The following is a 23,807-nucleotide window of genomic DNA, read 5'->3' as shown; positions in this document are numbered from 1 at the left end:
TTGAACCCATGCCGCACATCCTGATTGTCGAAGACGAAGCGGCAATAGCCGACACGCTGATCTTTGCCCTGCAAGGCGAGGGCTTCACCACCACCTGGCTGACGCTCGGCCAGGCGGCGCTGGAACATCAGCGCCTGACCCCGGCCGACCTGATCATTCTCGACATCGGCCTGCCGGACATCACCGGCTTTGAAACCTGCAAGCAATTGCGCCGCTTCAGTGAAGTGCCGGTGATGTTCCTCAGCGCACGGGATGCTGAGATCGACCGGGTGGTAGGGCTGGAGATCGGTGCCGACGATTATGTGGTCAAGCCTTTCAGCCCGCGGGAAGTGGCGGCGAGGGTCAGGGTGATTCTCAAGCGGGTCGGCCCGGGTGTGGCGCCAACCCTGTTCCAAGTGGATCTGGAACGCATGCAGATTCTCTATCGCGGCCAACCCTTGAGTCTCACGCGTCATGAGTTCCGCCTGCTGCAAAGTCTGCTGGACCAACCCGAGCGCGTGTTCAGCCGCGAGCAACTGCTGGACGCGGTGGGCGTACCCTTTGATGCCGGTTACGAGCGCAATATCGATAGCCATATCAAGAGTGTGCGCAGCAAACTCAGGAGCGTGGCGGCGGATGCCGAGCCGATCCAGACCCATCGTGGCCTTGGCTATAGCTACAGCCCGAGACACAGCTGATGCGTCTTGGGCTGCGGATTTTCCTGGTGTATGCGCTGTTTATCGGCCTGACCGGCTACTTCGTGCTCAACACCGTGATGAAGGAAATCCGCCCCGGCGTGCGCCAGTCCACCGAAGAAACATTGGTGGACACCGCCAACCTGCTGGCTGAAATCCTGCGTGCAGACGTTAAAAACGGCACCCTCGGCCAGAGCCATTGGCCAAAGCTGCTCAAGGCCTATGGCAACCGTCAGCCGGGTGCGGTGATCTGGGGGCTGCCGAAAAACCAGGTCAACCATCGCATCTACGTGACCGACGCCAAGGGCAGGGTATTGCTCGACTCCAGCGGTGAAGCGGTGGGCCAGGACTATTCGAAATGGAACGACGTGTACCTGACCCTGCGTGGCGAATACGGTGCGCGCTCCACCCGCAGCGATGCAGACGACCCCACCTCATCGGTGATGCACGTGGGGGCGCCGATTCGCGATAACGGCCAGATCATCGGCGTGGTCACGGTGGCCAAGCCCAACAGCTCGTTGCAACCCTACGTGGATCGCACCGAGCGGCGCCTGCTGTGGTACGGCGCCGGGCTGGTCACCCTGGGGCTGCTGCTGGGCGCGCTATTGTCATGGTGGCTGACGGCGGCCCTCAGGCGCCTTACCGCCTATGCCGAAGCCGTGAGCGAGGGCCGCCGCGCCGAGTTGCCGCATTATCGCGGCGGCGAGCTCAAGCAGTTATCCACCGCCGTGGAACACATGCGCACGCAGCTGGAAGGCAAGGCTTACGTAGAGCGCTACGTGCATACGCTGACCCATGAACTGAAGAGCCCGTTGGCGGCGATTCGCGGTGCAGCAGAGCTGTTGCAGGGTGACATGAGCCGCGAGCAGCAGCAGCGGTTTGTCGGCAATATCGACAGCGAAAGTGCGCGCCTGCAACAGTTGATCGAACGCCTGTTGAACCTGGCCCAGGTGGAGCAGCGCCAGGGTCTGGAAGAGCAGTCGAGCATTCCTTTGGCTGCCCTGGTTGAGGATGTGCTCAAGGCTCAATGTGCGCGGACCGAAGGCGCTGGCTTGCACGTCGAGCAGGTCATCGCCGCCGATGTGCGGGTGTTTGGCGAACCCTTCCTGCTACGCCAGGCCCTGGGTAACCTGCTCGACAATGCTCTGGATTTCACCCCTCCCGGCGGCACGCTGCGGTTCAGCGCGCAGGTGCGGCATAACGAGGTGCAGGTCAGCCTGTTCAACCAGGCGGAGGCGATTCCCGATTACGCCTTGCCGCGCCTGAGCGAGCGCTTCTACTCGCTGCCGCGCCCGGCCAGCGGGCGCAAAAGTACGGGCCTGGGGCTCAACTTTGTCGAGGAGGTGATGAAGCTGCACGGCGGCTCGTTGCAGATCGGCAACGTACCGGGCGGCGTGCAAGCGGTGCTGCATCTCCACACAGTCTCCACATTGCCCACATAAATCTCCCATACCCACTGGGCAGACTCTCCCCATCAAAACAGGGAGAGACCCATGAACCGCAACCTGCTTTTCAAATTGGGCGCGATTGCGCTGCTGATCCTGCTGTTGCTGATTCCATTGTTGATGATCAACGGCATCATCAGCGACCGTCAGCAACTGCGCGACGGCGTACTGATGGACATTGCCCGCAGCTCAAGCTTTGCCCAGCGCCTCACCGGGCCGGTGATGGTGGTGCCGTATCGCAAGACCGTGCGCGAGTGGAAGCTCAATGAAAAGCTCAACAAGCGCTACGAAGAAACCCGTGAAGAACGCGGCCGTCTGTATTTCCTGCCGGACCGTTTTGAGCTCGACGGCAAGGTGCAAACCGAACTGCGCTCACGGGGCATCTATCAGGCGCGGTTGTTCCACGCCGACAACCGTATCAGCGGGCGTTTCGACTTGCCTGCGCAGTTGGGGATCACCGAAGACTTCGCCGACTACCGCTTTGAACCAGCGTTTTTGGCGGTGGGCATCAGTGATATTCGGGGTATTGAAAACGCGCTGAAACTGGAGCTGGGTGACCAGCGGCTGGAGTTCTCGCCAGGCTCCCTAGTCGACTGGCTGGGTGAGGGCGTGCATGTGACGCTGCCGGCGCAGGACGGCAAGAAGCCCTCCGTGCTGGAGTTCGCCTTCGACCTGCGCCTGCAAGGCACCGAGCAACTGCAAGTAGTGCCGGTGGGCAAGACCAGCCAGGTAACACTGGCGTCCAACTGGCCGCACCCGAGCTTTGTCGGCAACTTCCTGCCGGCTCAACGTAAGGTGACCGACCAGGGCTTCAGCGCCAATTGGCAGACGACATTCTTCTCCACCAACCTCGAACAAGCCCTGCAGAACTGCCTGGACGGGCAAGGCTGTGAAGACTTCAGCAACCGCAGCTTTGGGGTGAACTTCATCGACCCGGTAGACCAGTACCTCAAGAGCGATCGGGCGATCAAATATGCGCTGTTGTTTATCGCCCTGACCTTTGCCGGCTTCTTTCTCTTCGAGGTGCTCAAGAGTCTGGCGGTGCACCCTATCCAGTACGCCCTGGTGGGCGTGGCGCTGGCGTTCTTCTACCTGCTGCTGTTGTCGTTGTCCGAGCATCTGGGCTTTGCCCTGGCCTACCTGATATCCGCCAGCGCCTGTGTGGTGTTGATCGGCTTCTACGTATGCCATGTGCTGCGTAGCGTCGCCCACGGCCTGGGGTTTTCGGCCGGGCTGGCGGCGTTGTATGGCTTGCTGTACGGCTTGCTCAGTGCCGAGGATTACGCGCTGTTGATGGGCTCGTTGTTGCTGTTTGGCCTGCTGGGCACGGTGATGGTGCTGACGCGCAAGCTGGATTGGTACGGGGTGGGTAAACGCAAGGTGGAGCAAGGGCAATGATCGGATTGCGCGAAGATCAGCAGATGAAAGCGAGGATGGTCGACTTCCTCACCAACGCCACCTTTCACTGTAGGAGCGAGCTTGTTGTGGCGAGCAAGCTTGCTTGCGCTGGGGTGCGAAGCGCCCCTGATAAAGCCGGCTCCAGCTGCGCTGTCGAGCGGGAGCAAGCTCCCTCGCCACAACAAGCTCGCTCCTACAGAGGGCTGGTCAGCCCGGCGGCTGTGTCTGGTGCATCGAAGACCGCTGGCTGACTTCGGCGTACCAGGCGGCGAGCTTGGGGTTATCTGTGCGCCATTGCAGATCCGGATGGCGAAAGTCGATATAGCCCAGGGCACAGGCCACGCTGATGGCGGCGATGTCGAAGTGGCTGGCCAGTTCGGCAATGGCGTCTCGCTCCAGTTCGGCGAGGGCGCGGCGGATCTTGTTGCGCTGTTCGTCCAACCATTGGTGCCAGTGTTTCTCCACCGGGCGCATGGCGGTCTCGTAACGTACCAGCACGGCGGCATCCATGATGCCGTCAGCCATCGAGGCCAGGGTCAGGCGCCGCCAGCGGGCCGAGCCGTCGCGGGGGATCAGCGGGTTGCCGACATGCTGGTGGTCGAGATAGTCGAGAATCACCCGGCTGTCGTGCAATACCGAACCGTCGGCCAGGCGCAGGGCCGGGATCTTGCCCACGGGGTTGCCTTGCAGCACTTCGGCATCCGGGTTGACCGGCGTGGGCAGGCACGCGTGCAGGGCCACACGATCCTGCTGGCCGGTCTCGATCAGCAGCACGCGCACTTTACGCACGAAGGGCGAAGCGGGGTTGTGGAACAAGGTCATGCTGGGGGCGGACATGGGCATTCCTCTGTAGGAGCGAGCTTGCTCGCGAATAACGCCAACGATAACGCAGCTCGCCTGGTTTAACGCGGTGCTCTCAGGTTTTTCGCGAGCAAGCTCGCTCCTACAGTAGTTTGTAGACGGCAATGGCCGCGGGTATGCCCAGCCCGATCCAACTCAACGAATCCCACCACCCATCGCCCAGCAACGCCGCAAACAACCCGGCGGCACTGAGCAGGCCAATCCCCAGCGGTATGGCAAAGACCTTCCAGAAATTCGACTGCCGTGGCTTCATACCTTGGCCGCCTTGCGCCGTACGATCCATAAGTAAATGCCGCTCACCAGCACGATGATGGTCAGCACATCCAGCACCGCCCACAAAATCTTCATCGGGATGCCGCCGTAATCACCGAAATGCAGGGGTTGGGACATGCCCATGGCATCCATGTACCACGGCCGTTCGGCGATGGCGGTGACGGCCAGGGTGCTGGCGTCGATCAGCACCGGTGTCAGCAAATGGGAGGTCAGGTGGGTGCTGCCCTTCATGAACACGGCGTAGTGATGTTCGCTGGAAAAACGCGTGCCGGGGAAGGCGATAAAGTCCGGCTCCATACCGGGCGCGGCCTTGGCGGCAATGCTCAACAGCTCCGTGGCGGGCGCGCGTTGGGTCAGTGGCGGGGCGTTCTTGTAGGGTTCGATCATGGCGCTGAGGCTGTCCTCGCGCCACGCCGCGATGATCAAGTCGGCGCAGGCGCTGATCACGCCGGTTACCCCCACTACCAGCGCCCAGGTCAAAGTGACCACGCCGATCAGGTTATGCAGGTCGAGCCAGCGCAGGCGAGTGGACTTGTCCTGGCGCACGGTGGCGAACTTCAAGCGACGCATGAAGGGCAGGTACAACACCGTGCCCGAGATAATCGCCAGCACAAACAGAAGGCCCATGAACGCCAGCAACAACTTGCCGGGCAGGCCGGCAAACATATCCACATGCAGGCGCAGCAGGAACAGAGTGAAGCCCCCATTGGCAGACGGCATTTCGACGGTTTCGCCAGTGCGTGCATCGAGCATGAAGGTGTGCGACGAGTTCGGCTCAGTACCGGCTGTGGCCGCCATGATCGCGATCACGCCGTTATTGTCGTCTTCGTCCCAGGCAAGGTACTGCATGGCCTCGCCGGGGCGATGGGCCTGGGCTTTGGCTACAAGCTGCTCAAGGTTGAGCCGGGGCGTATCGGCAGGCATCTGCGCCAGTTCGGGCTCATTGCCCAGCAGGTGGTCGATCTCGTGGTGAAACACCAACGGCAGGCCGGTGAGGGCGAGCAGCAGCAGGAATACGGTGCAGATCAGGCTGGTCCAGGTGTGGATGAAGGACCAGCGGCGGATGGTTTTGCTTTTCATTGTCTAGCCTTCAGATGCACCAAAGCCGCCTTGTTGGGCGGCCTGGTGGTTAGCTCAGCTGATTACCACTGGTAGGTGGCGCTGGCGACGACGCTGCGTTGGTCGCCGAAGTAGCAATAGGAGCCATCACAGGTGGAAATGTAGTCTTTGTTGAACAGGTTGGTCGCGTTCACTTTCACCGACGCGCCCTTGAGGCTGTTGTCCAGGCGACCGAGGTCGTAATGCACGGAGCCGTCGAACACGGTGTAGGCGTTGGCCTTGCCGGCCCAGGTATTGGCTTGGTCGCCATAGGTATTGCCGGTGTAGCGTGCGCCGAAGCCGATACCGAAACCGTCGAGGGCACCGGTGTGCCAGGTGTAGTCGGTCCACAAGGACGCTTGCTGGTTAGGCATCAGTTGCAGGCGGTTGCCTTTGTACTGACCTTTTTGCACCTCGGACTTGGCCAGGGTGTAGGCCGCGATGACCTTGAGGTTTTCGGTCACATCAGACACGGCTTCCAGCTCCAGTCCCTTGACCTTTACTTCTCCGGTCTGGTCGGTCACGGAGGCACCACCGGACTGGAAGCTGGTGACTTGCACGTTCTTCTGGGTCAGGTCGTAGACCGCCGCACTCAGCAGGGTGTTGGAGCCGGGTGGCTGGTATTTGATCCCCAACTCCCACTGCTTGCCTTCCGTCGGCTTGAACGACTGGAGGGGGTCGACGCTGGCGTTGCTCGCAGGCTGGAACGACTCGGCGTACGAGAGGTAGGGGACGAAGCCCGAGTCGAACACATAGCTCAGCGCCGCATTGCCACTGAAATTCTTGCTGCGGTCGGTATTGGTCGCGTCGTTCTTGTTGAAGTAGGTGGTGCCCTGGTGCACCCAGTCTTCACGACCACCAAGAGTCAGGCGCCAGTTGTCCAGGGCCATCTGGTCCTGCACGTAAAGGCCGGTCTGCACGGTTTTCTGGTTGTAATCGTAGAACGCGGTGGAGCGCGCCGGGCGCACGATCGGCTGGCCATAGACCGGGTTAAAGATGTTCGTGGTGCCACCGTCGCCGAAAATCGCCAGGTACGAGGTGTCGGTGCGTTGATGATCCAGGCCCAGCAGCACGGTGTGGGAGATGTCGCCAGTGGCGAAGTCAGCCTGGAAGTTGTTGTCCACCGCGAACTGGCTGATGTCCTCGTCCACATTGGTCGAAGAGCGGCTGATGTCGCCATTGGCATCGGCGGGGGAGAAGGCAAACGAGCCTACCGTCAGTTGCTGGAACGCCAATTCGGATTTGGTGTAGCGCAGGTTCTGCTTGAATTGCCAGGTATCGTTGAAGCGGTGCTCGAACGCGTAGCCCAATGCGTAGTAGGTGCGGTCGTAGAAGTCGTAGTCCGGGTCGCCGAGGTTCTTGTGGTGGGAAACCTCGCCTAGCGGTGATTTGATTTTGGTGCCCTGGATCGGCAGGAACTGGCTGGTGGTGCCGGTATCGTCACGGGTGAACTGTGACAGCAAGGTCAGCTTGGTATCGGTGTCGATATTCCAGGTCAAGCTCGGTGCGATGTTGTACCGCTTGTTGTCGATGTGATCGACCTGGGTACCGGCATCGCGTACCACGCCGCCAACGCTGTAGAGAAACTGGCCCTCATCATCGATCTTGCCAGTGCTTTCGAAATTGATCTGGCGGTAGTTGTCACTGCCGTATTGCATCTGGATGGCGTGGCTCGATTCAGCGCTGGGGCGGCGGCTGACCATATCCAGCAGGCCGCCCGGAGGGGTCTGGCCATAGACTGACGAGGCCGGACCGCGCAGCAGGGCGAGGCGGTCGAGGTTCCAGGTTTCGGCTTTCGGGTTGGCGTACACGCCACGGGGCAGTGGCAGGCCATCAAGGAATTGCGTCGGCTCGAAGCCGCGTACGCGCATCCAGTCGTAACGGGTGTCGCTGCCGTAGCTGGCAGACACGATACCGGGCATGTATTTGACCGCATCGTCGAGGTTCTGCACGTTACGGTCCTGCATTTGCTCGCGGGTGGCTACCGAGATCGAGCGTGGCGCCTCGACCAGCGCGGTATCGGTTTTGGTGCCGGCGGCGGTACGCTTTGCTACATATCCCTCCACCGGCCCCCAAGCGCTTTCATAGCTGCCTTGGCCGGTGATGTTGGTGGTCGGCAAGGCAACGACGCCTTCCGGGACCGGCATCAGGGTGTAAGTGCCCGCACTGCTCTGCTCCAATTGCAACCCCGTCCCCCGCAACGCTTCCCGCAACGCGCCCTGCGCATCGAACTGGCCTTGGACCGGCGCCGAGGTCTTGCCGGCGGCGAGTGCAGGGTTGAGGGTCAGCGCCAGGCCGGCCTGGCTGGCGATCTGGTTCAGGGTGGTGGCCAGGGGCGCAGCGGGCAGGTTATAGGCGCGCACGCTGGAGGCTTGTTCGGCGGCGATCAGCGGGGAGCTGGCGAGCGGGGCGCTGAGGGCGATCGCCATGGCTAACAGGCTGGGGCGCAACAAGGTGTCTAGCGTGCGGGACATAAGGGCGGCTCCTGAATGGAAATATTTCTCAATTGCCTAGGTGCCGAGCGAGAGTCGAAAAGTGATAGGGCCGGGTGAAAATATTTTTTGCGGTGTGCTGTGATCGTTCCCAAGCTCCGCGTGGGAACGCCTCGTGTGACGCTCTGCGTCACGGCCTTGGACGCAGAGCGTCCGGGCTGCATTACCACGCGGGGCGTGGGAACGATCAAGCCTAAGGCTTACCCTTGACGGTCACCCACCACGGCGTGTGCTGCTCGATCTGCACCGGCAAAGTCGGCAACAACGCGTTCAATGCCAACGTGGTGTCGCGCAGCGGGAAACTGCCGGTGATGCGCAGGTCGGCCACGTTCTTATCCACCCCCAGGTAGCCGGTGCGATAGCGCGCCAATTCCTCGATCACATCCCCCAGCCGAGCGTTGTCGACTACCAGCATGCCGCGCGTCCAGGCATCGGTAGCCGGCGTGACGGCCAACAGTGGCCCGAGCCCGTCGCTGCGCATCAGCACTTGCTGGCCCGCCTTGAACACTTGTTCCTGGTGCAGCGCCTCGGGCTGGGCGGCCACGGCAGACTGCAACACACTCAGGCGCGTAGCGTCGTCTTCGCGCTTGACGATAAACCGGGTACCCAGCGCCCGCAGGCTGCCGTCGCGGGTTTGCACGTAGAAAGGGCGCGAATCGTCGTGGCCGGTTTCGACGAGAATTTCGCCTGCCTGCAACACGATCAAGCGGCGTGTTTCGTCGAAGCGCACATCAATGGCGCTGTGGGTGTTGAGGTTTATTCGCGTGCCGTCCGCCAGCTTCAGCGTGCGCTGTTCACCGGTGGCGGTGCGCTGGTCGGCCAGCCAATAGTGAATAGGCACGTAACGCTCACCGGCAAACAGCGCCAGGCCGCACACCAGCACGATACTGGCCAGGCCCCGGCCCAGCTTGCGCACGCGCTGGCGAATGCCGTGGCGCGACTGCAGCAGCGCCGCCCGAGCCGGGCCCGAGGCCACGCTGAAACGCTGGTCGAGCATGCCCAACTGGCGCCAGGCGCGGGCGTGTTCCTCATCACTGGCCAGCCACTTGCTGAACTCTTCCTGTTCCACCGCACTGCCGTCGCCCGAGTCGAGGGACAGTTGCCAGGCAATCGCGGCATCCAGCACGCGCGACGACACCGGTTTGGAGCCGATCGCGGTCACGACGGCTCGCCATACAGTGCGATGTAGCACTGGCGAATGCCCTGGGCCAGGTATTGGCGCACGCGGGGCACCGACACGCCCAGGCGCTGGGCGATTTCGGCATGGCCCAGGCCGTCGAGGCGGTTATAGAGGAACGCGGCGCGGGCCTTGCTCGACAACTTGCCGAGCAAGCGGTCGATGGCCTTGAGGTCTTCGAGGATCAGTTGCTGGGCTTCCGGCGAAGGCTGTTCGTTTTCCGGGATCAGCATCAATTCGGTGAGGTAGGCCTGTTCCAGGGCCGCACGACGGAAATAGTCGAACAGCAAACCCTTGGCGATGGCCACCAGGAACGCCCGTGGTTCGCGGGGCTCGCGCAACTCATCACGGCCCAGCAGGCGCATGAAGGTGTCCTGGCTCAGGTCTTCGGCACGGCTTGGGCACGCCACATTACGTCGCAGCCACGCCAACAGCCAGCCACGGTGGTCGCGATACAACGCACCAACAAGCTCACTGCGTGGGGTATGGACCGACGACAAGGCATCACCGAATAAGGTTTAAACTAACGAGAATTATTCGCGATTGTGTCAGAGGCGTAGGGTGGGCGCAATTGGCGTCTGTCGGGTGATCGTTCCCGCGATATGCGTAGGAATGCATCCCGCGATGCTCCGCGTCGGGCGCGAAGCGTTAAAGGGAAGGGGACTGCTTGCGTCGTTTCCATTGGGCCAAACGCTTATACAGCGCCTGGGGCGTATCGATCTGTTGCTGCCGCGCCCGGCTGAACAGGATCAACATCAGCTCCGCCGTCGCCAGTGCATCGGCGCTGGCATGGTGGCGTTCGCCGGCCTGTAGCCTGAAGTGGTTGAGCCAGTCGTCCAGTCCGGCTTCGCGGATATGGGCCTCTGGGCATAACAGCGGGGCCAGGTCTGCTACATCCATGAACGGATGGGCCAGGCGATAACCCAGGCTGTCCTTGAGCGCCCGGCACAGCATGTGTTGATCAAACGGCGCATGGAAGGCCAGCAGCGGACTGTCGCCCACGAACGCCATGAAATCCAGCAACGCCTCGGTCGGGTCGCTGCCAGCGGCGATTGCACTGGGCCCCAGCCCGTGGATCAGCACACTGGGGCTGAGCTTGGTGTCGCTGCGCTGCAGGGTGCGTTCGAACAGTTGGGAGAAATCCACCGCACCGTCTTCGATGACCACGGCGCCGATGGACAGCACCTGGTCGCGGTGAAGGTTCAGGCCGCTGGTTTCCAGGTCCACCACTACCCAGCGCTGGCTGCGCAATGGGCCGTTGCCCACTTCGGCGGGCTTGGGTAACTGTTCCAGGCGCTGCTGTTGCGCAGCGTTGAGCCCAGGTTTTTTGGCACGCAGCCAGCCAAACAAACTCATAGCTGATACCGCAAGCTCAGGCTGCTTTGCAGGCGTTGGGCCTGGCGCAGGGACTCACGCAGGATGCGCCGGTCCAGGTGGTTGAGGCTGTCGGGGTCGACGCGGTTGGAATAGGGCAGGTTCTCGCGGGTCTGCAATTGGTGCTGCTGCATGCGGGTCTGCTGGATAAAGTGGTAGGCCTCTTCATAGGCGGCGCCATCCAGGGGTTCGATCACGGCCTTATCCACCAACTGGCGCAGGCGTTCCAGGGTGTTGTTGGCGTGGATGCCATTGGCCAGGGCCAACAGGCGCGCGCCATCTACAAAAGGCGTAAGGCCCTGCACCTTGAGGTCGAGGGTGGCCTTTTCGCCATTTTTGCGGGTCAGCACGAACTCGCGAAAACGCCCTACCGGCGGGCGTCGCAATAGTGCATTTTCGGCCAGCATCCGTTGGAACAAGCGGTTATCCGCCACCTGATCGAGAATGCCCTGGCGCAGTTGCTCGCAACCGCGCTCTTCGCCCCACACCACGCGCAAGTCAAAATAGATGCTTGAGCCCAGCAGGTTTTCCGGCGTCGCTTCACGAATGAACGCGCCGAAGCGCCGCGCCCACTCCACGCGGGACAAGCACAGCTCGGGGTTGCCGGCCATGATATTGCCCTTGCACAGGCTGAAGCCGCACAGCGCCAGGCTTTGGTTGATGTGCTGCGCCAGCGGTAGCAAGCGCTCACGCCTTTCGGCGGCTTCGACGGCGTCCTTGGCCTCGAACAGGATGCCGTTGTCCTGGTCGGTGTACAGCGTTTGTTCGCGGCGGCCTTCACTGCCAAAGCACAGCCAACTGAAGGGCACGCCGGGGTCGCCTTTTTCCGCGAGGGTCAGCTCGATCACCCGGCACACGGTGTGGTCGTTGAGCAGCGTAATGATGTGGGTGATCTGGGTGGATGAGGCGCCATGGGCGAGCATGCGCTCCACCAACTGGCCGATTTCACCGCGAATCGCCACCAGGTTTTCCACCCGGGGCGCGTTGCGGATGGTGCGGGCCAAGTGCACCAGGTCCACACGCTGCAAGGAAAACAAGTCACGCTCGGAGACCACGCCACACAGGCGCTGGTCTTGCACCAGGCACACATGGGCGATATGCCGCTCGGTCATGGCGATGGCTGCGTCGAAAGCGCTGTGCTCCGGGCTCAAGTAAAACGGCGCCTGGGTCATGTGCCCGGCAATGCTCTGGCCGAAGTCGCTGGCGCCATCGGCGACCACCTGACGCAGATCGCGCAGAGTGAAGATGCCCAGGGGCGCCTTGTGTTCGTTGACGATCACAATGCTGCCGACCTGTTGTTCGTGCATCAAGGTCACCGCTTCGCGCAACGGTGTGTGCGGGCTGCAGGTGACCGGGTGGCGCATGGCCAATTCACCCAGGCGGGTATTCAAGGAGTATTGGGTGCCGAGGGTTTCCACGGCTTTTTGCTGTACCTGCTGGTTGACCTGGTCGAGCAGGCTGCTGACCCCGCGCAAGGCGAAATCACGAAACGGGCTGGACAGCGCGAACAGCTTGATAAAGGCCGGTTTGTTCAATTGCAGGCAGAAGGTGTCTTCAGCGGCTTTGTGTTCTGTACGGGTCGCGCGCTCACCCAGCAAGGCGGCGAGGGGGAAGCATTCGCCGGTGGCGATTTCAAAGGTGGTGTCCGCCGAGTCTGGACGCTCACCCACGACCCGGCCCTGCTTGACGATATAAAAGTGCTCGACCGGGCCGCCCGACGGTTTGAGGATGCTGTCGCCGGGGCCGTAGAAACGCAGTTGGCACTGCTCCACCAGGAAAGCCAGGTGCGCCTGTTCCATCTGGTTGAACGGCGGGAAGCGTTGCAGGAATTGCAGGGTGCCGTGGATGTTCTGCAACACAGCGGTTTTACCCGCCTGTGCGAATGCATCAGCTTTACTCATAACAGTGACCGCAGTGTTTTTGTCGTTATCGTGCTGCATGGTCGACTCCTGCGCAGTGGGTGCCCATTGGACGTAAGTCTAGGTCGAGGAGTACCGCGCAAAACTAGGGAAAAACCTTACATGACAATCGTCCAAAACCCGTAGAAAGCCCACTAGGCAAACTTTCCGACGAAGTGCACATTGTTCGCCCTTCCGCAGATGTCTGACGAGTGTGCTGGGAGATTGATGAGAACTGCTGAGAAACGTATGTCCGACCACGATATTTTGAGTGATGCCGAGCGCGAGGCGCTGAGCGCCGTGATGCTGGAGCCCGATTTACCCCCCCAACGCGTTTTGATCGTGGACGACGACAAGGACGCGCGTGAATTGCTGGCGGAAATCCTTGGGCTCGATGGTATTCGCTGCATGACTGCCGAAAGTGGCGAGGCTGCGTGGGATTTGTTGAAGACGAGCAGTTCCATCGGTTTGCTGATCACCGACCTGCGTATGGCGCCCAGCAATGGCCTGGAATTGATCCGCCAGGTGCGTGAGTCCACCCGTGCGGCGTTGCCGATCATCATCATGTCTGGAGACGCGGAAGCGCCGGATGTGATTGATGCGATGCATTTGAGCGTGGTGGATTTCTTGCTCAAGCCGATTGATAGCGTGAAGTTGGCGAAGTTGGTGAAGCGGGAGTTGGGGATGGTGCCCTGAGTGTGGGGTGACTGGCCTGGCCTCTTCGCGGGCAAGCCCGGCTCCCACATTTGAAATGCACTCCCTGTGGGAGCTGGCTTGCCTGCGATTCAGGCAACGCGGTCTAACTGACACTGATAAAAAAGCCCCGATCTTTCGATCAGGGCTTTTTCCATTACAGGCCGTTCTTGGCCTTGAACTCCCGACGCCTGCGGTGCAACACCGGCTCGGTATAGCCATTAGGCTGCTTGGTCCCTTCAATCACCAACTCCACCGCTGCCTGGAATGCGATGTTGCTGTCGAAGTCCGGAGCCAGTGGGCGGTACAACGCATCCCCGGCATTCTGGCGGTCTACCACGGGCGCCATGCGCTTGAGGCTTTCCATCACCTGGTCTTCGTTGACAATGCCGTGGCGCAGCCAGTTGGCGATGTGCTGGCTGGAAATACGCAGGGTGGCGCGGTCTTCCATCAGGCCGACATCGTTGATGTCCGGCACCTTGGAGCAGCCCACACCCTGGTCGATCCAACGCACCACATAGCCGAGGATGCCCTGGGCGTTGTTGTCCAGCTCGTTGCGGATCTCTTCCTCGGACCAATCGGTGTTGCTGGCCAGAGGAATGGTGAGGATATCGTCCACCGAAGCGCGCTCGCGTTTGGCCAGCTCGGCCTGACGGGCGAACACATCAACCTTGTGGTAGTGCAACGCATGCAGGGCTGCGGCGGTCGGCGACGGTACCCAGGCGGTGTTGGCACCGGCCAACGGGTGGGCGATTTTCTGCTCGAGCATCGCCGCCATCAGGTCGGGCATGGCCCACATGCCTTTACCGATCTGTGCACGACCTTGCAGGCCGGTGCTCAGGCCGATATCGACGTTCCAGTTCTCATAGGCGCCGATCCACTTTTCTGCCTTCATGGCCGCCTTGCGCACCATCGCGCCGGCTTCCATGGAGGTGTGGATTTCATCGCCAGTGCGGTCGAGGAAACCGGTGTTGATAAACACCACGCGCTCACTGGCCGCCTTGATGCAGGCCTTGAGGTTGACCGTGGTGCGGCGCTCCTCGTCCATGATCCCGACCTTGAGGGTGTTGCGCGCCAGGTTCAGCACCTCTTCGATGCGACCGAACAGTTCGTTGGTGAACGCGGCTTCTTCCGGGCCGTGCATCTTCGGTTTCACGATGTATACGGAACCGGTGCGGCTGTTCTTGCGGGTGTTGTTGCCGTTGAGGCTGTGGATCGCCGCCAGGCTGGTGATCAGGCCGTCGAGGATGCCTTCGGGTACTTCGTTGCCGTCTTTATCGAGGATCGCGTCGATGGTCATCAAGTGGCCAACGTTGCGCACGAACAACAGCGAACGGCCGTGCAGGGTCACGTCGCTGCCATCCACGCCGGTGTAGACGCGGTCAGGGTTCATGGTGCGGGTGAAGGTCTGGCCGCCCTTGGCCACTTCTTCGGCCAGGTCGCCCTTCATCAGGCCGAGCCAGTTGCGGTAGATCACCACTTTGTCATCGGCGTCGACGGCGGCGACGGAGTCTTCGCAGTCCATGATGGTGGTCAGCGCGGCTTCCATCAGCACGTCTTTGACGCCGGCAGCGTCGGTTTGGCCGACTGGGGTGCTGGCGTCGATCTGGATTTCGAAGTGCAGGCCATTGTGCTTGAGCAGGATCGCAATCGGCTCGGCCGCAGGGCCCTGGAAACCGATCAACTGGGCATCGTCACGCAGGCCGCTGTTGCTGCCGCCTTTGAGGCTGACGATCAGCTTGCCATCGACGATTTTGTAGCCGGTGGAATCGACATGGCTGCCGGCGCTGAGCGGTGCGGCCTCGTCGAGGAAAGCGCGGGCGAAGGCAATGACCTTGTCGCCACGCACTTTGTTATAGCCCTTGCCCTTCTCGGCGCCGTTGGCTTCGCTGATGGCGTCGGTGCCATAGAGCGCGTCGTACAGCGAGCCCCAGCGCGCATTCGAGGCATTGAGGGCGAAGCGGGCGTTCATCACCGGCACGACCAGCTGTGGGCCGGCCATGCGTGCGATCTCATCATCGACGTTTTGGGTCGAGGCCTCAAAGTCTGCGGCTTCTGGCAACAGGTAGCCGATGTCTTGCAGGAAGGCTTTGTAGGCCACCGGGTCATGGGCCTGGCCGGCGTGGGTCTGGTGCCAGGTATCGATCCGCGCCTGGAAGTCGTCGCGTTTGGCGAGTAGGGCTTTGTTCTTCGGGGCCAGGTCATGGATGACCTTGTCGGCACCGGCCCAGAACTGGTCGGCAGTGATGCCGGTACCGGGAATGGCTTCGTTGTTCACGAAGTCGAACAGGACTTTGGCGACCTGCAGGCCACCGACTTGAACGTGTTCAGTCATTGCTTGCCTCACTCTGCGGAGCTTATGCGCTTTTTCAGATTTTCATTATGTAGTGCACGGTTGGGCATACTACATGATGACTTGCGGTTGTGAAAATTAGACTAAATACGTCGTTTAGCGACCCACTTTGGTCGTACGGTCACAGCGGAGAACAGGATGTTCTCAAAAAACTATTGGATTGTTCCAGATAAATATCAAAATGGTACACGATTTGTCTGTGAGAGCTGGCTTGCCTGGGATGGACGTTAACGATCACGCGTACCTTCTGGATATACGCGGCATGTCTATAATCGAGGATCAACCAACCGAGGGACTGCGCCATGGACCATCTTGTACTCACTATTATCGCCGCCGACAAACCCGGCCTGGTTGAACGCATCGCGCAGAACATTGCCAGTCATGGTGGTAACTGGCTGGAAAGCCGCATGGCGCACATGGCCGGGCAGTTTGCCGGGATCCTGCGGGTGAGCGTGCCGAGCGAGCAGCGACAGGCATTGGTGGGGGCATTGGAGGATTTATCCACCCATGGCATTCGCGTGTTGGTGGGTGAGGGCAGCAGCGGGCAGGCATCGGCGTCCAAGCCGATCCTGATGACCCTGGTGGGCAATGACCGCTCGGGCATCGTGCGTGAGATCACCGCGCTGCTGAGCCAGCAGGGCGTCAACCTGGAACGCCTGAGCACCGATGTGCGCCCGGCGCCCATGAGCGGTGATCCGCTGTTCAATGCCGAGGCGTTGTTGCAAGTGCCGGCCACGCTGTCGCTGGAAACCCTGCAAGAGGCTTTGGAAACCTTGGCCGATGACTTGATGGTGGAGTTGCGTCAGGAGGAATAACGATCCACAAAGTTATGCAGGGAAATCTTGCATGGGCCTGTGGATAACCTGTAGAGACCCGACGCCAGGCCACGCCCGCCGGCCTTCTGCGCAAGTTGAGCAAAAAACGAGCAGTTTCAAGGGCTTGTGCACAAATGGCGGGGATCAGGTTGTGGATAACCTTGGGGTGGAACGCTGCAAGCCACGAAAGCCGTGGCTTGCAGAGGTTTGTACGTTATTTGATCAGCGTTTGCGCACGGTCAGCCAGGCATCCAGGCTGTACACCACCAACCCGGCCCAGATGAAGGCGAAGGCGATCAGGGTGCTCGGCGCCAGGTGTTCACCGAACAACAGCACGGCTTCGAGCAACACTAGCGTCGGCGCCACATACTGCAAAAAGCCCAGGGCGGTGTAGGGCAAGTGCCGTGCAGCGGCGTTGAAGCACACCAGGGGAATCAGCGTCACCGGGCCTGCGGCCACCAGCCACCAGGCTTCGGAGGTGCTCCAGAACGCCAGTTGCGCGCTGTGGGCGGTCGGGTTGAACAGCAACCAGGCGACGGCAATGGGTACCAGCATCCAGGTTTCCACCACCAGGCCTGGCAGCGCCTTGACCGGCGCCTGCTTGCGGATCAAACCGTAGAAGCCGAACGTCAACGCCAGCGCCAGCGACACCCACGGCAGGCTACCGACTTGCCACACCTGCTGCGCCACACCTACCGCTGCCAACCCCACCGCCACCCATTGCAAACGGCGCAGTCGCTCGCCGAGGATCAGCATGCCCAGCAGCACATTCACCAGCGGATTGATGTAGTAACCCAGGCTCGCTTCGAGCATGCGCCCGGTGTTCACCGAACACACATAGGTCAGCCAGTTAGCGGCGATCAACGAACCGCTGAGGGCCAGGATCGCCAGGCGCTTGGGGTTGTCGCGCAGTTCGCGAAACCAGCCGGGGTGTTTCCACACCATCAGCAACAGCCCACCGAACAGTGCCGACCACAATACGCGGTGCACAATGATCTCGGCGGCGGGCACGCTGGCGATGGCTTTGAAGTAGAGCGGGAACAGACCCCAGATGACATAGGCGCTCAGGCCCAGGATGTACCCCTTGCGGGGGTTGGCGGCTTGCATTGCAGAATCCTTGCTCAGGCAGCTAACAAAGCGCAATTGTAAGGATATTTGTCAAACAACGCTCGTTCCCACGCTCTGCGTGGTAACGCCGCCTTGGACGCTCTGCGTTTGTTCTTAAATCGTGACGCGGAGCGTCACAGGATGCGCGCCCACGCAGGGCGTGGGCGCGATGATGGAACGCGTTCAGAAGAGTTTTAGCGGTTCTTCATTGAGCGCCGACAGTTGCTCACGCAACGCCAGCACCTGGTCGCCCCAATACCGCTCGCTGCCAAACCACGGAAAACTATGGGGAAACGCCGGGTCGTCCCAGCGTCGTGCGAGCCAGGCACTGTAGTGCATCAGGCGCAGGGCGCGCAGCGGCTCGATCAGCGCCAGTTCGCGCGGGTCGAAGTCGTGGAATTCCTGATAGCCGTCCATCAGTTCCGAGAGCTGGCCGAGGCATTCCTGGCGGTCGCCCGCCAGCATCATCCACAGGTCTTGCACCGCCGGGCCCATGCGGCAGTCATCCAGGTCGACGATATGGAACATCTCGTCGCGGCACATCATGTTGCCGGGGTGGCAGTCACCGTGCATGCGGATGTTCTTGTGCGGCGTGGCCTTGTAAACCTCTTCCACACGCTTGAGCAGGTCGCGGGCCACGGACTCGTAGGCCGGCAACAGGCTTTTGGGAATGAAGTTGCCTTCAAGCAAGGTGGTGAGGGAGTCGTGACCGAAATTCTTCACCCCCAGGGCTTCGCGGTGTTCGAACGGGCGGGTGGAGCCCACCGCGTGCAAACGCCCCAGCAGTTGCCCGAGCCGGTAAAGCTGATCGAGGTTGCCCGGCTCCGGCGCGCGGCCGCCACGGCGCGGAAACAGGGTGAAGCGGAAACCTGCGTGTTCGAACAGGCTCTCGCCGTTGTGGATCAACGGGGCGACCACCGGTACATCGCACTCGGCCAGTTCGAAGGTGAAGCGGTGTTCTTCCAGGATCGCCTCGTTGGTCCAGCGCTGGGGGCGATAGAACTTGGCGATCAGTGGTTCGGCGTCTTCGATGCCCACTTGGTACACGCGGTTTTCGTAGCTGTTGAGCGCCAGAACCCGCGCGTCGCTGAGGAAACCGATGCTTTCGACGGCGTCGAGCACCAGGTCTGGGGTGAGTGTTTCAAACGGGTGGGCCATGCGAACTCCTGCGCGCAGCAGGGCGCCGCGTCCGGCCGGGTATGGTAACAGCATAGATAGGCGGTGGCTGTGCGGACGCCTTCGCAGGCAAGCCAGCTCCCACACTGGCATGTATTTACACATCGAAATGTGGGTGCTGGCTTGCCTGCGATAGCGGTCTATCAGGCGCCTACGATCCCGCCATCATCCCGCCGAATCGCCATCACCGACGACCGCGGTTTGCCATTGGGCAGGTGTTCCGGCCAGGTCGAGCCACCGGTTTCCCCTGGGTGCTGAATGCCCACGAACAAGGTTTTCTGGTCCGGCGAAAAGCTGATCCCCGTCACTTCACACGCCACCGGCCCCACCATGAAGCGACGGATTTCTCCAGTGCTCGGGTCGGCGCACAGCATCTGGTTATTGCCCATGCCCGCAAAGTCGCCGGCGTTGCTGTAGTCGCCATCGGTCAGGATCCACAGGCGCCCGGCTTTGTCGAAGCCCAGGCCGTCGGGGCTGTTGAACATGTTTTGCGGGTTGATGTTGGACGAGCCGCCCTTGGGGTTGCCGGCATGCACGCCGGGGTTGCCGGCCACCACGAACAGGTCCCAGGTGAAGTCCGTGGCACCGTGGTTATCGGCGTCGGCTTTCCAGCGCAGGATCTGGCCGTAGACGTTTTTCTCCCGTGGGTTGGGGCCGCCCACCGGCTGGCCCTCTTCGCCGCGCTTGGCGTTGTTGGTCAGGGTGCAATAGACCTGGCTGTCGGTGGGGCTGACCACGATCCATTCCGGGCGGTCCATGCGTGTGGCTTTCACCACGCTGGCGGCCAGGCGCGCATGAATCAGCACCTCGGCCTGGTTGGCGAAACCGCTGCTGGCGTCGATGCCGTTTTTGCCATGGGTGAGTTCAACCCACTGGCCTTTGCCCTTGGGGTGGTCGGCGTTGCCGTCGCCCGCGTCGAAGATCGCCACGTACAAGGTGCCGTGGTCGAGCAGATCTTTGTTGGCCTTCGGGTTGTTGTGGTTGATCTGATCGCGGCTGATGAACTTGTAGATGAATTCACCGCGTTCATCGTCGCCCATGTACACCACGGCGCGACCGTCACGGGTTTCGGCGAGGGCCGCGTTTTCGTGTTTGAAGCGCCCCAGGGCCGTGCGTTTGACTGGGGTGGATTGCGGATCGAACGGGTCGATTTCCACCACCCAACCATGGCGATTGAGTTCGTTGGGGTTCTTGGCCATGTCAAAGCGCGGGTCGTGCTGATGCCAGTTGATGTCTTTGCTGGCGGCCACCACGCCGTAGCGCTTCTGCCCTGCGTCGAAGGTTTGCTGCGGGTTGCTGCTGCCGAAGCAGTCGGTGAAGTTTTCTTCGCAGGTCAGGTAGGTGCCCCACGGCGTCTTGCCGTTGGCGCAGTTCTGGAACGTGCCGAGGACTTTTTTGCCGGTCTTGTCGGCGCCGGTTTTCAGCCAGTCATGGCCGGCGGCAGGGCCACTCAAACGGATCGATGAATTGCCGTGGATGCGCCGGTTGTAGCGCGAATCCTGGACGAACTGCCAGGTGTCGCCCTTGCGGTGTACTTCGATCACCGACACGCCTTCGCTGGCCAGGGCCTTGCGCACGTCTTCGGCCGATTGAGGCGCGCCGCCGTGGGCGTAGAGGTAGCGATAGTTGGTGTATTCGTTGTTGATCGCCATCAGCGCGCGGTTGTCGTCACCGGGGAATGGAAACAGGCTCATGCCGTCGTTGTTGTCGCCGAACTGTTGTTCCTGAGCCTTGGCGGTGCCATGGCCGGACGGGTCGAAAGCCGGGGCGTTGTTGTGCAGGGGCTGGCCCCAACTGATCAACACCGAAGCACTGTAGCCCGGTGGCAGGGTGATGGTGTCGCTGGTGGCGGCGGCGATGCTGGTGAACCCCAGCAACGGGCTGGCGGTAGCGGCATTCACGGCCAGGGCGCTGCGGCTCAGCAGGTTGCCGCCGAGAAACATCGCGGCGCCGCACAGGGCGCCTGCGCCGATAAAGCGACGGCGGGTCAGGCCCACCATCTGTTCAAGGTCGGTGGCTTGGTTTTCTTCTAATAGGCTCATCACAGGCTCCTTAAGGTTTTTGCAGACACCTTAAGCAGCGCTTGTGACCGAATTGTTGCAGCTTGAAGACGCGCGCCCGTTACACCGGTGTGCCAAGCAACACATGGCTGGGTGCAAACTGCACGCGGATCGGCTGGCCCTGCGCCGCATCAATGGCCTTGAGTGCGACGGGCGGCGCCAGCGCGCACAACACTTGGCCGTTGGGCAGGGCAATACGCACCTCGCTGGGGCCGTCGTCGGCGGCGAGAATGGTCTCGATCCTGCCTTCCAGGCAATTGTGTCCAAGTGTTTCAGCTTGTCCGTCCGCCAGTAATTCAAGCCACCCGGCCTTGATCAGGGCCACTACTTCCACACCGGTCTGCAGCTCCAGGCGCAGGGTGCTGTCGTGGGTGATCTGTGCGTCGAGGTGCAGGCCGCCGGCCAATTGCAGGCGGATCATGTCGTTGTGGCCATGGCTCTCTATGGTGCTGACCTGGCCGTGCAATTGGTTGCGCGCGCTGGTGCGCAGCATCAAGCGGCCCAGCAGGTTGAAGTCGCTGGCCGCTTCGTCCGAGCCAAGGATCTCGGCCTGAAGCAGTTGCAGGCGCTGATAGAGGCGCAGCACCCGTTCGCCTTCCTGAGTCAGTTTGGCGCCGCCACCGCCCTTGCCACCGACGCTGCGTTGCACCAGCGGTTTTTGCGCCAGGTTGTTCAGTTCATCAATGGCGTCCCAGGCGGCCTTGTAACTCAACCCGGCACTCTTGGCCGCACGGGTGATGGAGCCCTGCTCGGCGATATGCCCCAGCAAGGCAATACGCTGGGGGCGGCGGATGATGTGTTGGCTGAGAGGGCTGGGCACAGACATGGCAGATACGCTTGGGTGAGATGCGCCGACGTTGCCGCGCTGGCGCAGGGGAGTCAAGTCAGCTGCCGGGTTTGGGCGTACGGGCCAGGCAATACACATCCACCTGGCGCGCGCCGGCGTTTATCAACAAGCGCGCCAGGCTGTGGGCCGTGGCGCCGGTGGTGAGGACGTCGTCTACCAGCGCCAGATGTTGCCCTGCAACCTGGATGCCGGGGGCCAGTGCGAAGGCGTTGAGCAGGTTGCGTTTGCGGGTCTTGGCATCGAGGTCTTGCTGCGCCACGGTTTCATGGGGGCGTAAGAGCGCGTGTTCATCAAAGGGAATGTCGAGGGTGTGATTGAGCCAGCGGGCCAGCATCAACGCTTGATTAAAGCCGCGTTCGCACAGGCGTTTGCGCGCCATGGGCACCGGTAGCAGGCAGTCGGGGCGCTCCAGTTCGGCGTTATCGAAGCGATGTTGCAAGTGCTGCCCCAGCAGGCGCGCCAGCAAGTGCCCCAGCGGCCAACGCGCCTGATGCTTGAAGCGGCTGATCAGGGTGTCCACGGGAAAACTGTAGGTCCATGGCGCGACCACCTGGTGAAAGGCCGGTGGCTGTTTTTGGCACTGGCCGCAGAGCAGTCCGTCCATGGGTAAGGGCAGTGCGCAGCGTTCGCACTGTTCCATCAGCCATGGCAATTCTGTTTCGCAGGCGCTGCACAGGGGCTCGTCTGATTCGATGCACTCATCGCAGATCAAACAAGGCTGTATGCTTTTTAACCAGATGTAAACTTCGTGTTTGTGCTCAGGTTGACAGTGCATGAATCTTCCTTAAATATGCCGAGCATCCGTGTCGTGCCTGTGGGTATTGCCTTTCCCGCAGCGCTTGCCAAAGCATAATCAAGGAATCGCCCATGAGCGCCAGCACCTCTGCCACCCTGCGTCACGATTGGTCTTTAGCTGAAGTCAAAGCCCTGTTCGTGCAGCCCTTCAACGACCTGTTGTTCCAGGCGCAGACCGTGCACCGCGCGCATTTCGACGCCAACCGCGTGCAAGTATCGACGCTGCTGTCGATCAAGACCGGCGCCTGCCCGGAAGATTGCAAATATTGTCCGCAGTCGGGCCACTACAACACTGGCCTGGAAAAAGAGAAGCTGATGGAGGTGCAGAAGGTCCTCGAAGAGGCCGCACGTGCCAAGGCCATCGGTTCGACGCGTTTCTGCATGGGCGCGGCATGGAAACATCCGTCGGCCAAAGACATGCCCTATGTGCTGGAAATGGTCAAAGGCGTGAAGGCCATGGGCCTGGAAACCTGCATGACTCTCGGTCGCCTTGACCAGGACCAGACCGAAGCCCTGGCCCAGGCCGGCCTGGACTACTACAACCACAACCTCGACACCTCGCCGGAGTTCTACGGCTCGATCATCACCACCCGCACCTACAGCGAGCGCCTGCAAACCCTGGCGTACGTGCGTGACTCGGGGATGAAGATCTGTTCGGGCGGCATCCTTGGCATGGGCGAGTCTCTCGACGACCGCGCCAACTTGCTAATCCAGTTGGCCAACCTGCCGGAGCATCCGGAGTCGGTGCCGATCAACATGCTGGTGAAAGTGGCGGGCACGCCGTTGGAAAACGCCGATGACATCGACCCCTTCGATTTCATCCGCATGCTGGCGGTGGCGCGCATCCTGATGCCGCAGTCCCACGTGCGCCTGTCGGCTGGCCGCGAAGCCATGAATGAGCAGATGCAGGCCCTGGCCTTTTTTGCCGGCGCCAACTCGATCTTCTACGGCGACAAACTGCTGACCACCGCCAACCCCCAGGCGGACAAGGATATGCAACTGTTCGCACGCTTGGGCATCCTGCCCGAAGCCCGTGAAGAGCATGCCGATGAAGTGCATCAGGCGGCGATCGAGCAGGCGTTGGTGGAGCAAAAGAGCAGCGAGCAGTTCTACAACGCTGTGGTGTAACCACCTTTGGAATGCATTCCAGTGTGGGAGCTGGCTTGCCTGCGATGGCGGCGGCACTTTCAGTATTGAAGTGTCAGAAGGACCGCTATCGCAGGCAAGCCAGCTCCCCCATCGGATTGAGTTGAACCTGTTAAATCGAGGCC

20 protein-coding genes are annotated in these 23,807 nt (G+C 61.4%); 6 read left to right on the top strand and 14 right to left on the bottom strand.

Annotated elements, in window-relative coordinates; genetic code table 11:
• Positions 1 to 8 precede the first annotated feature (8 nt).
• From creB to creD, 3 genes are read left to right on the top strand one after another with little or no spacing between them, the layout of a single operon-like run.
• Positions 9 to 677, top strand: coding sequence for a two-component system response regulator CreB (gene creB / locus JFT58_RS00435; protein ID WP_054896765.1), 669 nt, complete (start codon positions 9 to 11; stop codon positions 675 to 677).
• Positions 677 to 2,116, top strand: a complete 1,440-nt coding sequence (gene creC, locus JFT58_RS00430; protein WP_054896766.1) for a two-component system sensor histidine kinase CreC — start codon at positions 677 to 679, stop codon at positions 2,114 to 2,116. Before creB ends, creC begins: the two co-directional genes overlap by 1 nt.
• 51 nt (positions 2,117 to 2,167) lie before the next feature.
• Positions 2,168 to 3,517, top strand: a complete 1,350-nt coding sequence (gene creD / locus JFT58_RS00425; RefSeq protein WP_054896767.1) for a cell envelope integrity protein CreD — start codon at positions 2,168 to 2,170, stop codon at positions 3,515 to 3,517.
• 207 nt (positions 3,518 to 3,724) lie between these two features.
• Here creD and JFT58_RS00420 read toward each other — a convergent pair whose 3' ends face one another.
• From JFT58_RS00420 to JFT58_RS00385, 8 genes are all read right to left on the bottom strand, one after another.
• Positions 3,725 to 4,354, bottom strand: coding sequence for a glutathione S-transferase (locus tag JFT58_RS00420; RefSeq protein ID WP_054896768.1), 630 nt, complete (start codon positions 4,352 to 4,354; stop codon positions 3,725 to 3,727).
• A 106-nt stretch (positions 4,355 to 4,460) separates the two neighbouring features.
• Positions 4,461 to 4,631: a hypothetical protein gene (locus JFT58_RS00415; RefSeq protein WP_087149549.1), complete on the bottom strand. Its 171-nt coding sequence runs from the start codon at positions 4,629 to 4,631 to the stop codon at positions 4,461 to 4,463.
• Positions 4,628 to 5,731 carry a PepSY-associated TM helix domain-containing protein gene (locus JFT58_RS00410; protein WP_054896769.1) on the bottom strand — a complete coding sequence of 368 codons (1,104 nt, stop codon included), beginning with the start codon at positions 5,729 to 5,731 and terminating at the stop codon, positions 4,628 to 4,630. Before JFT58_RS00410 ends, JFT58_RS00415 begins: the two co-directional genes overlap by 4 nt.
• 62 nt (positions 5,732 to 5,793) lie before the next feature.
• Entirely contained in the window at positions 5,794 to 8,223 is a 2,430-nt protein-coding gene (locus JFT58_RS00405) for a TonB-dependent siderophore receptor (RefSeq protein WP_054896770.1), read from the bottom strand.
• A gap of 211 nt (positions 8,224 to 8,434) precedes the next feature.
• Positions 8,435 to 9,403, bottom strand: a complete 969-nt coding sequence (locus tag JFT58_RS00400) for a FecR domain-containing protein (RefSeq protein ID WP_054896771.1) — start codon at positions 9,401 to 9,403, stop codon at positions 8,435 to 8,437.
• On the bottom strand, positions 9,400 to 9,918 hold the full coding sequence (locus JFT58_RS00395) for an RNA polymerase sigma factor (protein ID WP_034128860.1): 519 nt from the start codon (positions 9,916 to 9,918) through the stop codon (positions 9,400 to 9,402). Before JFT58_RS00395 ends, JFT58_RS00400 begins: the two co-directional genes overlap by 4 nt.
• Positions 9,919 to 10,066: 148 nt before the next feature.
• Positions 10,067 to 10,774, bottom strand: a complete 708-nt coding sequence (locus tag JFT58_RS00390) for a 3'-5' exonuclease (RefSeq protein WP_054896772.1) — start codon at positions 10,772 to 10,774, stop codon at positions 10,067 to 10,069.
• The gene (locus JFT58_RS00385) at positions 10,771 to 12,693 is read right to left on the bottom strand and encodes a putative nucleotidyltransferase substrate binding domain-containing protein (RefSeq protein ID WP_054896814.1); all 1,923 of its coding nucleotides are present in this window, start codon (positions 12,691 to 12,693) and stop codon (positions 10,771 to 10,773) included. Before JFT58_RS00385 ends, JFT58_RS00390 begins: the two co-directional genes overlap by 4 nt.
• Before the next feature lie 246 nt (positions 12,694 to 12,939).
• On the opposite strand from JFT58_RS00385, the gene JFT58_RS00380 reads away from it, so the two are divergent.
• Complete coding sequence (locus JFT58_RS00380) at positions 12,940 to 13,386, top strand: response regulator (RefSeq protein WP_019817416.1); 447 nt, start codon at positions 12,940 to 12,942, stop codon at positions 13,384 to 13,386.
• A gap of 154 nt (positions 13,387 to 13,540) precedes the next feature.
• Here JFT58_RS00380 and JFT58_RS00375 read toward each other — a convergent pair whose 3' ends face one another.
• Positions 13,541 to 15,718: a malate synthase G gene (locus tag JFT58_RS00375; protein WP_054896773.1), complete on the bottom strand. Its 2,178-nt coding sequence runs from the start codon at positions 15,716 to 15,718 to the stop codon at positions 13,541 to 13,543.
• A 320-nt stretch (positions 15,719 to 16,038) separates the two neighbouring features.
• Between JFT58_RS00375 and JFT58_RS00370 the strand changes: the two genes are divergently transcribed.
• Positions 16,039 to 16,551, top strand: coding sequence for a glycine cleavage system protein R (locus JFT58_RS00370; protein WP_003194815.1), 513 nt, complete (start codon positions 16,039 to 16,041; stop codon positions 16,549 to 16,551).
• Positions 16,552 to 16,773: 222 nt separating this feature from the next.
• On the opposite strand, the gene rarD is transcribed toward JFT58_RS00370, so the two are convergent.
• The 5 genes from rarD to JFT58_RS00345 form a co-directional block, all read right to left on the bottom strand.
• Positions 16,774 to 17,658: an EamA family transporter RarD gene (rarD, locus tag JFT58_RS00365; protein ID WP_198834273.1), complete on the bottom strand. Its 885-nt coding sequence runs from the start codon at positions 17,656 to 17,658 to the stop codon at positions 16,774 to 16,776.
• Positions 17,659 to 17,841: 183 nt separating this feature from the next.
• Positions 17,842 to 18,816 carry a serine/threonine protein kinase gene (locus JFT58_RS00360; RefSeq protein WP_034128855.1) on the bottom strand — a complete coding sequence of 325 codons (975 nt, stop codon included), beginning with the start codon at positions 18,814 to 18,816 and terminating at the stop codon, positions 17,842 to 17,844.
• 161 nt (positions 18,817 to 18,977) lie between these two features.
• Positions 18,978 to 20,876, bottom strand: coding sequence for a PhoX family protein (locus JFT58_RS00355; RefSeq protein WP_054896774.1), 1,899 nt, complete (start codon positions 20,874 to 20,876; stop codon positions 18,978 to 18,980).
• 79 nt (positions 20,877 to 20,955) lie between these two features.
• Positions 20,956 to 21,720, bottom strand: a complete 765-nt coding sequence (locus JFT58_RS00350) for a TOBE domain-containing protein (RefSeq protein WP_054896775.1) — start codon at positions 21,718 to 21,720, stop codon at positions 20,956 to 20,958.
• Positions 21,721 to 21,778: 58 nt separating this feature from the next.
• Positions 21,779 to 22,516, bottom strand: coding sequence for a ComF family protein (locus tag JFT58_RS00345; RefSeq protein ID WP_054896776.1), 738 nt, complete (start codon positions 22,514 to 22,516; stop codon positions 21,779 to 21,781).
• A gap of 92 nt (positions 22,517 to 22,608) precedes the next feature.
• Between JFT58_RS00345 and bioB the strand changes: the two genes are divergently transcribed.
• Positions 22,609 to 23,664 (top strand): biotin synthase BioB, encoded by a 1,056-nt coding sequence (bioB, locus tag JFT58_RS00340; RefSeq protein WP_014720209.1) that lies wholly within the window; start codon positions 22,609 to 22,611, stop codon positions 23,662 to 23,664.
• Positions 23,665 to 23,807 lie beyond the last annotated feature (143 nt).

The organism is Pseudomonas sp. MF6767, assembly GCF_016405475.1.
GTDB classification, from domain to species: domain Bacteria; phylum Pseudomonadota; class Gammaproteobacteria; order Pseudomonadales; family Pseudomonadaceae; genus Aquipseudomonas; species Aquipseudomonas paracarnis.
Note: the sequence above shows the minus strand (reverse complement) of the source record. Positions and strands in the feature narration are given on the sequence as shown.